The organism is Erwinia sp. OLFS4, from assembly GCF_002752165.1.
Taxonomy (GTDB): Bacteria; Pseudomonadota; Gammaproteobacteria; order Enterobacterales; family Enterobacteriaceae; genus Izhakiella.
In genome coordinates, this window is sequence record NZ_MOMB01000054.1 from 1 (window position 1) to 13,970 (window position 13,970).

Sequence of the window (13,970 nt, forward strand, 5' to 3'; positions counted from 1 at the left end):
AGCATCTGACGGGCAAAATTTTCACCCAACGCATTGAACGTAATAACCTGACGCTCCGCACCCGCATTAAACGGTTGGCTCGTAAAACAATCTGCTTTTCGCGCTCAGTTGAGATCCACGAAAAAGTCATTGGAGCGTTTATCGAGAAACACATGTTCTACTAATTGGAGGCATCACCCGATTGTTTACAGTGAGAAACACGCATTTTATCTGATTATTATTATATATATTGGCTGGTATCTTTGAAGTACAGACACAATAATATAAGAGATGGCTCAGTGTTCCAGCCGCCCCTGCTGCATTACACTGCCGACAGCAATTTGCAATTTAACCAATAATTTTTTCGTGAATGACAACATTATTTATAATATGTATTACTGAATCTGGTCGTGGTCGAAAATAGGTGATAATTATCCATCATGGCTGGCATGGCATTAGCTACCAGGTTCTGTCAGAAGAAATATGTTAGCTAACATTGAGTTTTGCTCGTTTCCAGACTAACCACTCGCTGTATCATTGTGTTTAACGTAGCTAATTTGTTTGCTACAGAGGGGAAAATGATGGACGAATACTCACCAAAAAGGCATGATATTGCCCAGTTAAAATTCTTGTGCCAGCACCTTTATGACGAAAGTCTCACCAGTCTGGGAGACAGTCATCATGGCTGGGTAAATGATCCAACTTCAGCACTCAATATTCAACTTAATGAGCTGGTTGAACATATTGCTGCGTTTATGATGAATTATAAGATTAAGCATCAGGAAGATAGTGACTTCTCCGCCCGGGTTGATCAGTACCTGGATGATACTTTCATGCTTTTCAGCAATTACGGCATAAACGCAAAAGAGCTACAAACCTGGCAAAGCTCTGCCAGTAGTCTGTTTAATATTTTTGATGAAGAGTGCCGGCAGTGGACAGCCCACGCCAGCCACACGTACCAGTAACCCATTATTTTCACTACGGTTTAAAGATGACTGAAAAAATCCTTACCAAAACAGATTACCTGATGCGCCTGCGCCGTTGTCGTTCTATTGACACACTTGAACGCGTAATTGAAAAAAATAAATACGAATTATCCGATGAAGAACTGGCCGTATTCTATTCCGCTGCCGATCATCGTCTGGCGGAACTGACAATGAATAAACTTTATGACAAAGTTCCGGTCTCTGTCTGGAAATACGTTCGCTGAAATAGATGAAAAAAGAAAAAATCACTGACATGACAGGGCATCATAGTGGTGGAGGCTCTGCCAGCTACATCCCGGCACACGCGTCATCTGCTGCGGCTGCTTCCTTCCGGACCTGACCGGGTTCACAGGTTAGCATTGCGGGAGAACCAACAGAGCCTCCATTGAGTGCCCTGTTTCCAGAGCGCAGGCATTATTAACGATGCCCCTGCCAATTGCAAGCGCAGGCCAGACAAGCGATGTTTTCTTGCGCATTTCAGGTTCGGCCCTGGTTTCATTCCCTCGCGTAAGGACAATTGCGGCTCCGGAGGCGCCACCTTGAACCAGCAGGATCATTTTTACCAACGGGTATATCAGGTGGTTGCGGCTATTCCCCGCGGTTGCGTCACCACTTACGGTGAGGTTGCGATGCTGGCGGGCTCGCCGCGCGCTGCCCGTCAGGTAGGCGGTGTTCTGAAACGGCTACCTGAAGGCAGCAAACTTCCGTGGCATCGGGTGGTTAACCGCAGTGGCAAAATTTCGCTCACCGGGCCGGATCTGCACCGACAGCGCAGGGCACTACTGGCTGAAGGTGTCGACGTTAGCGAGGACGGCAGAATTTCCCTGTCACGTTATCGCTGGCATATCTGATAATAAGGCGGCGCAGCACGCCGCCACCGGATAATTACAAATTAGTGGGTGCCGGTACCGCCGAAGAGGGGGTAACCTGAGTCGGCGAAGTCGATGGCACGGTGGTTGCTGCCCCGGCCGCAGCCGGAATAGCTACTGAAGGCACCGGAACCAGCACCAGATCCTGCCTGGTACCTCCCTGATTAATCACCGGCTGGGCGGTTTCAGTGATAAACGCCAGCTTACCTTTCACCGTAACCGCTGCGCTCAGCAGAATACGTGCTTTCGGCTGAATGTCGCCAGGGTTAAAAGGCAGTACGAAATGGAAGGGAGATTGTTTTCCTTCCGTTCTCACTACGTGCTGAGCAATGACCCTGGAAGGGGCATCAGACGCCGAAGCATCAGAAACCGTCACCGTCAGCACGGAGTCCGGAGGTAAAGCCACTTTCTGGCGGATCCAGACGTTACCGCTCACGTTAGGTTGTTTTAACACCGCCTGCTGTCCGCTCACCTGCGATCCCAGGGTCGGTGTTGCAACGTCGTTACTTTTATCTGCACAGCCAGAGATAATCACCGCCAGCGCGGCGCCACTTAATACCTGCCAGAATTTCATTGACGTCTTCTCCTTATGATCAATGTGAAACAAGGCGCCGGTAACACATCACCGGCTTGTCGCCCATTAGATTAATTCTGGCACAAGTTACTGATTTTTTCCTGATCCTCACTGGCGCCGCTTTATTCATACCAGTTAAGAAATTTCTCACCAACAAGTGATTGCGTTAGCCGCCCTGTTCTCGCAAACTGGCGTTTTGTACCGGGAGAGAATGGCTATGAGTCAGGCGCTCAGTAACTTACTTGCTCTGCTACATCTTGAAAAACTTGAAGAAGGTTTGTTTCGTGGTCAGAGCGAAGACCTGGGGCTGCGTCAGGTTTTTGGCGGACAGGTTGTTGGCCAGGCGATTTACGCCGCTAAACAGACGGTCCCCGCAGAGCGGATTATTCACTCATTTCACAGCTATTTTCTGCGGCCTGGTGACAGCCAGAAATCGATCATTTATGACGTAGAAAACCTGCGCGACGGCAAAAGCTTTAGCGCGCGTCGCGTTAGTGCAATCCAGAATGGCCAGCCCATTTTTTACATGACGGCCTCTTTTCAGCAACCGGAACAGGGTTTCGAACATCAGAAAACCATGCCCGACACGGCCGGCCCCGATGGTCTGCCCTCTGAAACTGATATCGCGCGGCAGCTGGCACATCAGCTCCCTGCTGCACTGCGTGATAAGTTGCTGGCTGAAAAGCCGTTTGAAGTGCGAACGGTGACCTTCCACAACCCATTGAAAGGACATGTTGACGAGCCGCGCCGTTATGTCTGGCTGCGTGCCAATGGCAAGATACCTGCCGATCCCCATTTCCATCAGTATCTGCTGGGTTACGTATCGGACTTTAACTTTCTGGTGGTCGCACTACAACCACACGGCAAAGGTTTCCTTGAGCCGGGCTTGCGGGTAGCCACCATCGATCATTCCATGTGGTTTCACCGGCCTTTCGATTTAAACCAATGGCTGCTTTACAGCGTGGAGAGTACGTCTGCCTCAAGCGCAAGAGGCTTTGTTCGCGGTGAATTTTATACCGAGGACGGACGGCTTGTGGCTTCCAGCGTACAGGAAGGGGTAATGCGACTCCTGCCACCCGGTAATGACAAGTAAAAATAGGGTGAGCCTTCGGCTCACCCTGTCGTTATCAGCTTAGCATTGCGTTACTGGTTATAAGCATTTTCACCATGGCTGTTAACATCCAGCCCTTCACGCTCATGATCTTCAGGGACACGCAGTCCGACGATCAGGTCTGCCACTTTAAAACCGATCAACGCTACGATGGCTGTCCAGACAATGGTCACGCCGACGCTGAACAGCTGTACCCATACCTGATGGCCCATAGTAACGCCTTCGGCGTAACCAACTCCCCCCAGAGAAGGCGAAGCAAAAACGCCGGTCAGAATACAGCCAACGATACCGCACACGCCGTGGACGCCAAAAACATCGCACGGGTCATCAACCCGTAACCAGCGTTTCAGGCTGGAAACACCCCATACGCCGGCCACACCGCCTACCAGACCAATAATCAGAGCGCCACCCACGCCTACGTAACCACAGGCAGGTGTAATAGCCACCAGACCGGCAATGGCACCGGAACACACCCCAAGCAGAGAGGGTTTACCGCGCACGGCCCACTCAGCAAATGTCCAGCTTAGCATCGCGCCGGCCGTTGCAGTAACGGTATTGAGGAACGCCAGTCCGGCAATTTCATTAGCCGCGCTGGCAGAACCCGCGTTAAAACCAAACCAGCCAACGTACAGAATGGCAGTACCAGTAAAGACCATCGGCAGATTGTGAGGTTTGAAGGCATCTTTACCAAATCCAGTGCGCTTGCCAAGCAGATAAGCACCGACCAGGCCACCCACAGCCGCATTAATGTGTACCACGGTACCGCCAGCAAAATCCATTGCGCCATCGGCAGCAAGAAAACCACCCGCCCACACCATATGCGCAATCGGCAGGTAAGCCAGCGTCAACCAGATGGCGGAAAAAATCAGCAGCGCGGAGAAACGGATTCGCTCCGCCAACGCCCCCACCACTAGCGCTACCGTAATGCAGGCAAACGACGCCTGAAAAGCGACGTGGATATATTGATAAAATGTACCCATCAATGTTGTTGGCGCGATCCCTTTCAGCATCGCCCAGCCAAAGCTACCGAAAAAAGCATTACCTTCACTGAATGCCAGTGAATAGCCGTAAAGTACCCAGAGCACACAGACCAGAGCAAAAGCAACTGACACCTGCGTCATCATTGATAAAACGTTTTTGCTGCGAATCAACCCGCCGTAAAACATCGCCACGCCGGGGATGGTCATAAACAGCACCAGCGCCGTGCAGATCATCATAAAGGCATTGTCAGCCTTATCGGCTACCGCTGGCGCCGCCGCCATCGCCAGCGAAGGCGATAAAGCAAGACTGACCAATGCGGATTTAATCATTTTTTTATTCATTTTCTCCATCCCCTTCCCATGTCACAGCCTGGTCATTACAGTGCGGCTTCATCTGTTTCACCGGTACGAATGCGGATAATCCGCTGCAATTCAGCAACAAAAATCTTGCCATCGCCAATCTTACCGGTGTAGGCAGCTTTACTGATTACATCAATAACTTCATCAAGCTGATCGTCGGCAATCGCAATATCAATTTTCACTTTGGGCAGAAAATTGACACTGTACTCCGCACCACGATACAACTCAGCATGCCCTTTCTGACGACCGAAGCCTTTAACTTCAGTTACTGTCAGCCCCTGAATACCTATTGAAGAGAGCGCTTCGCGAACGTCCTCCAGTTTGAATGGCTTAATGACTACGGTAACCAGCTTCATTTGATCCCCCAGGTATTGAATTTGGCTAAACGCCCGATCTGCTGTTTTCTAAGCAAAGGCTGTGCCATAAATGCTAAAAGTGACATTTTCCGGCATGCGCTGATAGCAAACCGGATTTCTGCCCTGAGATGACCCTGGAAAAAAAGAAAAAAAAGCGCAGAAAGCGAAAGACGCGCACCATAATAGTGCGCAATGCGATTTTTCAGTGCACAAGCGACAGAATATGGCTCCGGGCGCTTATTTGTAGTGCAAAAGGTAGTTAAGTCTTAACCATATCGTTTACTGACAGCGCATTACCCGCCTGCTGCAACTGATACATTTGCCAGTAACGTCCCCGGCGCGCCAGCAGCGCCTGATGCTGGCCCTGCTCAACCGCCTGACCATGGTGCAGAACCATAATGGTGTCGGCGTCGACGATCGTTGAAAGACGGTGGGCAATCACCACCAGCGTAGTATGTTCACGTATCCTGTATAGTACCTGCTGAATAGCTTGCTCAGTGCCGGAATCAATATTCGCGGTTGCCTCATCGAGGATCAGGATCTGTGGCGGCTCAACCAGCACGCGAGCCAGCGCCAGCAGCTGCTTTTGCCCAACAGAGAGCGTATTACCCTGTTCGCCAAGCGGCGTGTATAACCCCTGGCTCATTGCCCTGGCCAGTCCGGCCAGCTGTACCTGCTCCAACACCTGCCAGACCTGTTCTTCACTCAAATCACGCCCCAGAGCAACGTTAGCGTAAAACGAATCGGCCAGCACTACCGGATCTTGCTGCACCATCGCAATTCCCTGACGTAACGCCCGGTGGCAATAATCTGACAACGGGCGACCGGCCAGTAAAATCTCACCTTGCTGTTGTCGGTAATAGCCCATCAGCAGACTGGCCAACGTGCTTTTACCACTGCCGGTATGCCCTACCACCGCAATAAAACTGCGCGACGGCACCCTGAGAGTAATGTGCTGCAAAACCGGATGCCCGCTGTGATAAGCAAAGCTCACATTCTCAATTCGGATCTCACCATTTTGCATCGGCTGCACGTCGGAACCATAGCGCTGGCGCGGAGCATCAATCAGCTCGAAAATCCGCTCCCCGGCGACAACCGCCTGCTGAAGTATCGATTGCTGTGTCGTTAGCTCAATCAGCGGCTCATTAAGCCGGCCCAGATAGCTGATAAAGGCATACAACACCCCCACTTCCACCGAGCCGGCTTTAGAAAAACCAAACAGCAGCATCAGTCCACATAAAATTAAGGCAGAAAACAGACTCAGCAATGGCCGCAGCAGGAAACCATCAAGGCGCAACGTTTGCATGCGGGCGAGATAGTGAAAACGGCTTGCCTGTGCCATACGTTCGCCAAATCGCGCCTGCTGACGAAACTGCTGGATAACGCTCATGCCATTGATCACTTCATTAAAACCATTATTAATATCGGCAAGATAGCTTCTTACCCGTCGCGCAATCGGGGTACTGTATCGCTGATAAATCAGCATTACCGTCATCACCAGAGGAAAAATGGTTAACGCAATCAGCGCCATACGCCAGTCAAGGCTGAACATAGCAATCAGCATTGCGCCAATCAGCGCCGCACTGCGCAATAACGTAGCAACAACGGTGACATAAAGATCCCTTACCACCTCAGTATCGTTGGTCACTCGGGATATTACCTGACCAACCGGCTGCTGATCGAAAGTGCTTAACGGCTGGCGGAGTGCCGCATCCATCACATCGCTACGCAGACGTTGCACCACGCCAACCGCTATCTGATTAAACAGCAAAGACTGGGCATAATGCAGCCGCGCCGCCAGCATTTGCAAAAGCAGATAAGCGACAAACAAGCCGGCAACCGGTGCGACAGGCATCCGATGCAATGCCACCATGCTATCGATAAAATAGCTGATTAACACGGGCCCGAGCACTTCTGCCCCGGCAGCGACCCACAGCATAATCACGGCTTTAACCAACGAAAGGCGCCAGGGCGTACTGTACCCCAGCAGACGACGTAAGGTTGGCCACAAACGAACCGTATCAGCCATGATGTGTTCTCCCATCGTCTTCGTCCAGGGCCGCTTCCAGCTGCTGATAACGGTACATTTCCCGATACCAGCCGGACTGTTGGCTCAACTGAGGGTGGGTTCCCCGCTGGCTGATCCTGCCATTTTGCAGTACCAGAATTTCATTCGACTCCGCCAGCGCAGACAAGCGATGCGCACTGATAATCAACGTCTTACCCACACCCCAGCGCCGTAGATTATGCAGAATCTGGTGCTCAGTACGACCGTCCACAGCGGATAATGCATCGTCAAGGATCAGAATCCCGGCATTAAGCAGCAGTGCACGTGCAATTGAAATCCGCTGTTTCTGGCCACCCGACAGCATCACGCCCCGTTCACCTACTTCAGTTTCATAACCTTGCGGCAGGCGCAAAATATCATCATGCACGCAGGCCAGCCGGGCTGCCTGCTCGATATCCTGCCGGCTGGCCCCCGGATACCCAAGGGCAATATTGCTGGCAACCGAATCAGAAAACAAAAAGGGCGTCTGGTTGACCACCGCCAGCCGGCTACGCCAGCTGTCCAGCCGATAATGTCGTAGCGATTCACCATGAAAGCGAATGTCACCTTGCTCAATATCGAAATGGCGCTGTATCAAATTTAACAGCGTGCTTTTCCCGCTACCGGTCGGACCACAGATTCCCAGCATCTCGCCGGGTCTGAGGCTGACATTTAGCTGATGCAAGACCGTCTGCTGACTACCAGGATAACTGAACTGACGCACGGCGATATGCAGATCGCCGTTTCCCTCCGGGATTAGACGTTCTCCATCCACCACCGTCGGCGTTTCCGCCAGCAACGCCTGAATACGGCTCCAGGCGGCACTGCCTCGCTCGACAATATTGAACATCCACGCCAGTGCCAGCATTGGCCAGATCATCAGCCCAAGATACATCACGAAGCTGGTTAGCTGCCCAAGGGTGAGTACGCCCTGCCAGACCATCCAGCTGCCGCCGGCCACTGCCAGTAAATTGGATAAACCCACCGCCAGATAAATAACCGGGTCAAAACGGGCATCAACCCGCGCTACCTGCATATTTTTTGCTCCGGTGTCGGCGGCAATCGCGGAAAACTTTGCTGACTGAAGATCTTCAAGACCGAATGCCTTGATCATGCGGATACTGGTGAGACTTTCCTGAGCCTGATCGTTCAGGGACGAAAATGCAGCCTGCGCGGTTTTAAAGCGCTGGTGTAACTGTTCACCATACCGATTAATAATCACAGCCATTACCGGCATTGGCACCAGCGCCAGCAACGTCAGCTGCCAGCTGATGGTGCTACTCATCACCAGCAAGACCATCACGCCCATCACCAGTGAATCAACCAGTGTCAGCACCCCTTCCCCGGCAGCAAATACCACCCGATCAACATCATTCGTGGCTCTGGCTATCAGGTCGCCGGTGCGATGACGCAAATAAAACGCCGGATGCTGGCGACTTAGCTGACGATAAAAATCGGATCTTAATTCCACCGCCAGCTGATAGGAGGCACCAAACAGTAAAACACGCCAGACATAGCGCAGCAGGTAGGTTATCAGTGCAGCAAGAAGCATAACGGCAACCCACATCAGCAGGGTGCTGCTGCTCATATGATGCTGGCTGATACCGTCAACAATAACACCAACCAGTTTTGGTGGCAGTAACTGGAGTAATGCGATAACGACCAGCAGGGATACCGCACCAAGATAACGACGCCACTCGCGCCGGAAAAAACCACGTAGCTGACTAAACAGTCTCACAAAAGAACCTCGATCAGCGGGGGCAACTTACCCCTGACGCGCCAGCAATGGCAGCGCAGTGGTGTATTTTATTTCCTCCATGGCAAAACTGGAAGTCACGTCAATTAGCCCGGAAACGCTATTAAGCAGCTTTTTATAGAACGCATCATAGGTTTTCATATCGGCAATTTGCACACGGAGCAGATAATCATACTCTCCTGCCATGCGATAAAATGCCATGACTTCAGGCATTATCTGCACCGCGTCAACAAAATGTTTATACCACTCCCGGCTATGGTGCTGTGTCTTAATCATCATAAACGCCGTGAGCGATAACCCGAGTTTTTCATTATTTAACAGCGCAACCTTAGCGCAGATATAGCCCTCATCCTCCAGGCGTTTAAGCCGCTTCCAGCAGGGTGTGGTAGTCAGGTGCACCTTATCGGCCAGCGTCTGAAGTGACAGCATACAGTCCTGCTGCAACAGATTAAGCAGCATCAGGTCTTTGTCATCAAGCCCATTTGTTAGCAAAATTTTCTCCTCACGCGGCATATAGCAGCATGATTATAGCAACTTTTTCTCCGGGTTATTCGCTAATCTGTTTCGGTAGATATCGACCGCAGGGAAGGAACAGTATGAGTGAAAAATTTAGACGCAATTTGCTGGTCTGCGTGCTGTTTGTAGCAGTCACCCTGACATGGGGCACCACCTGGATGGCCATGAAAATTACCGTGGCTACGGTTCCCCCTATCTTTGCTACCGGTTTACGTTTTCTCTGTGCATCACCGCTGCTGATAGCCCTGGCTCGCTATCAAAAAGCACCGCTTCTATTTCCCCCCGGACAGCGCCTGTTTCAGCTGGCCGTGATGCTGTGTTATTTTGCCATCCCCTTCACCCTGATGATTTATGGTGAGCGTTTTACCACTGCCAGTCTTGCGGCCATTATCTTTGCCACCATGCCGGCGGCCGTTCTGGCAGCATCCATGATTTTTCTTGGGGAAAAAACCAGCCTGCAGCAGCTTACCGGCCTGGTGATCAGTACCGGCACGCTTTGCGTTATTCTCTGGCACGAAACGCGTTCCAGCGGTGAGACTCTGTTACAGGGCGTAGTGGCGCTGGTGGTTGCTGTGCTGATGCATGCCACCATGTATGTACAATGTAAAAAACGCTGTGCCGGCATTTCAGTACTCAGTTATAACGCGCTACCCTGTCTTGGTGCCGGCGTGCTATTAACGCTTACCGGCCTGAGTGAATCGCCAGACTTTAGCCAGTTTGCGCCGCAGGCAATTCTGGCAATTTGCTATCTCGGTGTTATTGCAGGGGTGGGAGGGATTCTGAGTTATTTTGCTCTTCAGCAATTTGCCCGACCATTTCAGGCATCAATGGTCTTTCTGGTGTTTCCGTTGGTGGCAATCAGTATTGAAAATCAGTTAAGGGGAGCCAGTATCAGCCAGGACTCATTGCTACTGATGGTTCCTTTTTTATCCGGCATTCTGCTGACCCTGTATCGCGGCCCGGCGCGCCTCGGCCAGATAGTAAAGGCCCTAAACAGCCTCAGGCAGCAAAATAGCGTGCTACCCAAATAAAAAAACCGGGCTTCCCGCCCGGTTCACGGCAACAGGCCTCAATATTCAGGGGAATAGGTGAGGTGCGGTGTGTTCAGCCAGTGATTAAGAAAATGCGACACACTCTGTGTCGCGCTGGTACCAATAACAGGAAGATGAGGTAGCGCGGCTTTCAGTTGATGCATGGCATTACCCATCACGTAGCCTTTACCAACCCTGGCAAGCATCTCCTGATCATTCATGGCGTCACCAAACGCCATACAATCATTCAGCGTCAGACCAAGCGAAGAAACCAGCCAGCTCAGCGCTTCCCCTTTATTACAGGCGAGCGGTAATACCTCCAGGCATTCCCATGCTGAAAAACAGAGATGCGCCCGTTCGCCAAGGGCCGCCCGCAGACGCGACTGAAGCTGGCATAACTGCGTGTGTTCGCCAATAAAACACAGTTTGGTCACCTGATGGGCCGGTAGTGTTCTCAGATCCCGCAGCTGATAGCAGAACCCGCTGGCGCGGTGCGCATCCAGCAGGGCCGGTCGATCCTCCGCGGTATACCACCCTGCGTCATTAAAAGCATGCAGCGTAGCTTCTGTCATCCAGCAGGAATGAATCACCTCTTCCACTACATCCGGGGCTAGATCAGCAGCATAATGCACCCGTCCCTGGCTATCATGGATACGGGTACCATTACCGGTAATTAACCAGGCATCCAACGCCAGCGGTGCAATCTGCGGTTGCATATCAAGATAGTGGCGTCCCGTAGCGAACGTGATGGTAATTTGCTTGTTCAGCAAAGCCCGCAACGTCGCCAGCGTGGCCTCTCCCAGGGTATGAGTAGGTAATAACAACGTACCATCCATATCAAAAGCAGCAAGACGGGCCATAATTTTTCCGGCATCTGATTTACACCCTGCCAGTATTGAACGATATTTACGGAACAAACAGTGATATCATTAAAAATTATGTTCCGTATTTATGCGACAGCTACAGCGTCTTAATCAGTATTTACGTCTCTGGCAAAGCAGTGAAGGCTCGCCTCAGTCAACCAGCGTGGCGGCGATGGCGGCCAGATGTCTTTGCAGCGAACGTCATATGCGTACCCTGCTCTCACGCTGGCAACAGCTCGGCTGGGCAGAATGGCAGGCCGTCGCAGGCAGAGGTAAACGCGGTACGCTGCGCTTTTACCGACATCCTGAAGCCCTGCGGGCCGCATTCTTGCGTGAAGAACTGGATCGTGGCCAGGCTCAGAATGCGCTGGCTCTCGCCCAGGTCGATCCCGGCAAACTGGAAAAATTATTGTCGCCGCTGATGGGCGGTCAATGGCTCAATAACCGGCCAACGCTGCGTATTCCCTATTATCGCCCTTTTGACAGCCTGGAACCGTTAACATTGAGCGGACGTGCAGAGCAGCAGCTTGTCAGCCAGCTACATGCGGGATTAACCCGCTTTGTGAATAACCGTGTCGTGGCGGATATGGCCCACCACTGGCAGCAAAGTGCCGACGGACTGAGCTGGCATTTTTATCTGCGCCCACAGCTTCACTGGCATAACGGTGACCAGATTGAAGGCAGACAATTACTGGTCCGGCTGCACACCATTTTACACTCGGATTGTGGCCAGCGTTTGCTGAGCAGCGTCAGCGCTATTTCACTGCCTCATGCCCTGTGCCTGCGCTTTGATTTACACTCACCGGATAACTGGCTGGCTCACCGCCTGGCCTCCGTCCCCTGTCTTATGGCCCATCCCTCTTTGCCGCAAACCGGCGCCGGACCATACCGCCTCACCTGCTTTTCCAGTGCACTGGTCAGAATTGAAAGCCATAGTCAGTATCATCTCCGCCATCCTTTGGTAGAAACCATTGAATACTGGATTACGCCGGCACTGTTTGACCGGACACAGGGAACCAGCTGCCGCCACCCGGTGCAAATTGCTATTGGCAGCGAAAATGAACTTAATGCACTGCGTCCGGTTGAACACAGCGTCAGCCTTGGTTTTTGTTATATGGCGTTACGACATCATAACGGTTTTACTGCTGCCCAGGCCCGGACCTTACTGCGGTTGCTCAAGGAAGCGCGGTTGATTGAACATCTTCCGCTGGAAGAGGGATTGATTACCCCGACACGGGCAATGCTACCAGGCTGGCCAGTTCCGCCACTGGCGGGCGCAGAAGCCCCGCTGCCGGCGACCCTGAAACTTTGCTATCACCTGCCGATGGAGTTGCATGCAGTAGCCGAAGCCCTGCGCCAGGTGCTGGCCCGCCATGGCTGTCAGCTTGACGTGCATTTTCATCCGGCTAAAAGCTGGCGCGACTACCCTGCCCTGGCTGAGGCCGATATCATCATGGGCGATCGGCTGATTGGCGAGGCACCCGAGTTTACCCTTGAAAGCTGGCTGCGTCTTGATCCACTCTGGCCGATAGTGCTGGAGGATAGCGGCTGGCAACAGCTATTAACCGGGCTACAACGCATACAACAATCTGAAAATGAAGCGGCGCGCTGCGATAAGCTGCGCAAGAAATTACAACAGTTAATGGCCGCTGCCATCATCACCCCGTTATTTAACTACCGTTATCAGGTCAGCGCACCGCCCGGCGTACAGGGTATTCATCTTAACGCCTGGGGATGGTTCGATTTTACCCGTGCCTGGATCCCGCCACCGGCATAATCCGACTAGGCTTTCTGCACCAGCGGCGCTACCATAGCGCCCGGGTTTAAAAGGAGCAGTGAATATGAAACGTGCAGTGGTTGTATTTAGCGGTGGCCAGGATTCCACGACCTGCCTGATTCAGGCGCAACAGCAGTATGATGACGTTCACTGTATCACTTTTGATTACGGTCAGCGCCATCGGGCAGAAATCGATATTGCCAGACAACTCAGTCAGCAGTTGGCGGTGAGTGCCCACAAGGTCATGGACGTCTCATTGCTTAATGAACTGGCTATCAGCAGCCTGACGCGCGATAACATCCCGGTACCGGATTACGATCCGGACGCCAGCGACTTACCCAGCACATTCGTTCCCGGCCGTAACATTCTGTTTCTGACGCTGGCGTCAGTTTATGCCTATCAGGTAAATGCAGAAGCGGTTATTACCGGCGTCTGCGAAACCGATTTTTCGGGCTATCCCGACTGTCGGGATGAGTTTGTCAAAGCCCTGAATCAGGCGGTAGTGCTGGGAATCGCGCGTCCACTGCGCTTTGAAACCCCACTGATGTGGCTGAATAAGGCAGAAACCTGGGCGCTGGCCGACTACTGGCAGCAGCTCGATTTAATCCGTCAGCAGACGCTGACCTGTTACAACGGCATCCAGGGCGATGGCTGCGGCGAATGTGCAGCCTGTCAGTTGCGCGCCAGGGGCCTGCGTGATTATCAGCAGCAACCCGCCACGATTATGCAGGCGATGAAAAAGAAAACCGGCCTGGCCTGAAACGG

15 protein-coding genes and 1 other RNA gene are annotated in these 13,970 nt (G+C 52.3%); 8 read left to right on the forward strand and 8 right to left on the reverse strand.

Features of this window, described 5'->3' with window-relative positions:
- The 3 genes from BL249_RS13275 to BL249_RS13285 all read left to right on the forward strand — a co-directional run.
- Window positions 1–164 (forward strand): IS1 family transposase (locus BL249_RS13275; RefSeq protein WP_241898819.1); only part of this gene is annotated, 164 nt, incomplete at its 5' end.
- 396 nt (window positions 165–560) lie between these two features.
- Window positions 561–944 carry an Hha toxicity modulator TomB gene (tomB, locus tag BL249_RS13280; RefSeq protein WP_099706853.1) on the forward strand — a complete coding sequence of 128 codons (384 nt, stop codon included), beginning with the start codon at window positions 561–563 and terminating at the stop codon, window positions 942–944.
- 26 nt (window positions 945–970) lie between these two features.
- Window positions 971–1,189 carry an HHA domain-containing protein gene (locus BL249_RS13285; protein ID WP_099706852.1) on the forward strand — a complete coding sequence of 73 codons (219 nt, stop codon included), beginning with the start codon at window positions 971–973 and terminating at the stop codon, window positions 1,187–1,189.
- Between the two features lie 55 nt (window positions 1,190–1,244).
- Here the strand turns inward: BL249_RS13285 and ffs are convergent.
- Window positions 1,245–1,341: signal recognition particle sRNA small type (gene ffs / locus BL249_RS13290), an RNA gene on the reverse strand.
- A gap of 163 nt (window positions 1,342–1,504) precedes the next feature.
- On the opposite strand from ffs, the gene BL249_RS13295 reads away from it, so the two are divergent.
- On the forward strand, window positions 1,505–1,816 hold the full coding sequence (locus tag BL249_RS13295; protein ID WP_099706851.1) for an MGMT family protein: 312 nt from the start codon (window positions 1,505–1,507) through the stop codon (window positions 1,814–1,816).
- A gap of 34 nt (window positions 1,817–1,850) precedes the next feature.
- Here the strand turns inward: BL249_RS13295 and BL249_RS13300 are convergent, their stop codons facing one another.
- Window positions 1,851–2,408 (reverse strand): YbaY family lipoprotein, encoded by a 558-nt coding sequence (locus BL249_RS13300; RefSeq protein WP_099706850.1) that lies wholly within the window; start codon window positions 2,406–2,408, stop codon window positions 1,851–1,853.
- 217 nt (window positions 2,409–2,625) lie between these two features.
- On the opposite strand from BL249_RS13300, the gene tesB reads away from it, so the two are divergent.
- On the forward strand, window positions 2,626–3,501 hold the full coding sequence (gene tesB / locus BL249_RS13305) for an acyl-CoA thioesterase II (protein WP_099706849.1): 876 nt from the start codon (window positions 2,626–2,628) through the stop codon (window positions 3,499–3,501).
- 50 nt (window positions 3,502–3,551) lie between these two features.
- On the opposite strand, the gene amtB is transcribed toward tesB, so the two are convergent.
- From amtB to BL249_RS13330, 5 genes are all read right to left on the reverse strand, one after another.
- Complete coding sequence (gene amtB / locus BL249_RS13310; protein WP_099706848.1) at window positions 3,552–4,841, reverse strand: ammonium transporter AmtB; 1,290 nt, start codon at window positions 4,839–4,841, stop codon at window positions 3,552–3,554.
- 35 nt (window positions 4,842–4,876) lie between these two features.
- A complete protein-coding gene (gene glnK / locus BL249_RS13315) occupies window positions 4,877–5,215 on the reverse strand; it encodes a P-II family nitrogen regulator (RefSeq protein ID WP_099706847.1) in 339 nt (112 codons plus the stop codon).
- A 259-nt stretch (window positions 5,216–5,474) separates the two neighbouring features.
- A complete protein-coding gene (locus BL249_RS13320) occupies window positions 5,475–7,244 on the reverse strand; it encodes a SmdB family multidrug efflux ABC transporter permease/ATP-binding protein (RefSeq protein ID WP_099706846.1) in 1,770 nt (589 codons plus the stop codon).
- Window positions 7,237–9,000 carry a SmdA family multidrug ABC transporter permease/ATP-binding protein gene (locus tag BL249_RS13325; protein ID WP_099706845.1) on the reverse strand — a complete coding sequence of 588 codons (1,764 nt, stop codon included), beginning with the start codon at window positions 8,998–9,000 and terminating at the stop codon, window positions 7,237–7,239. Before BL249_RS13325 ends, BL249_RS13320 begins: the two co-directional genes overlap by 8 nt.
- 27 nt (window positions 9,001–9,027) lie before the next feature.
- A complete protein-coding gene (locus tag BL249_RS13330; RefSeq protein WP_099706844.1) occupies window positions 9,028–9,531 on the reverse strand; it encodes an Lrp/AsnC family transcriptional regulator in 504 nt (167 codons plus the stop codon).
- Window positions 9,532–9,614: 83 nt separating this feature from the next.
- On the opposite strand from BL249_RS13330, the gene BL249_RS13335 reads away from it, so the two are divergent.
- A complete protein-coding gene (locus BL249_RS13335) occupies window positions 9,615–10,565 on the forward strand; it encodes a DMT family transporter (protein WP_099706843.1) in 951 nt (316 codons plus the stop codon).
- A 38-nt stretch (window positions 10,566–10,603) separates the two neighbouring features.
- Here BL249_RS13335 and cof read toward each other — a convergent pair whose 3' ends face one another.
- Window positions 10,604–11,425 carry an HMP-PP phosphatase gene (gene cof, locus BL249_RS13340; RefSeq protein WP_099706842.1) on the reverse strand — a complete coding sequence of 274 codons (822 nt, stop codon included), beginning with the start codon at window positions 11,423–11,425 and terminating at the stop codon, window positions 10,604–10,606.
- A gap of 91 nt (window positions 11,426–11,516) precedes the next feature.
- Between cof and BL249_RS13345 the strand changes: the two genes are divergently transcribed.
- Together BL249_RS13345 and queC are read left to right on the forward strand one after the other, a co-directional pair.
- On the forward strand, window positions 11,517–13,205 hold the full coding sequence (locus BL249_RS13345) for an SgrR family transcriptional regulator (protein ID WP_099706841.1): 1,689 nt from the start codon (window positions 11,517–11,519) through the stop codon (window positions 13,203–13,205).
- A gap of 64 nt (window positions 13,206–13,269) precedes the next feature.
- Complete coding sequence (gene queC, locus BL249_RS13350; RefSeq protein ID WP_099706840.1) at window positions 13,270–13,965, forward strand: 7-cyano-7-deazaguanine synthase QueC; 696 nt, start codon at window positions 13,270–13,272, stop codon at window positions 13,963–13,965.
- Window positions 13,966–13,970: the final 5 nt, after the last annotated feature.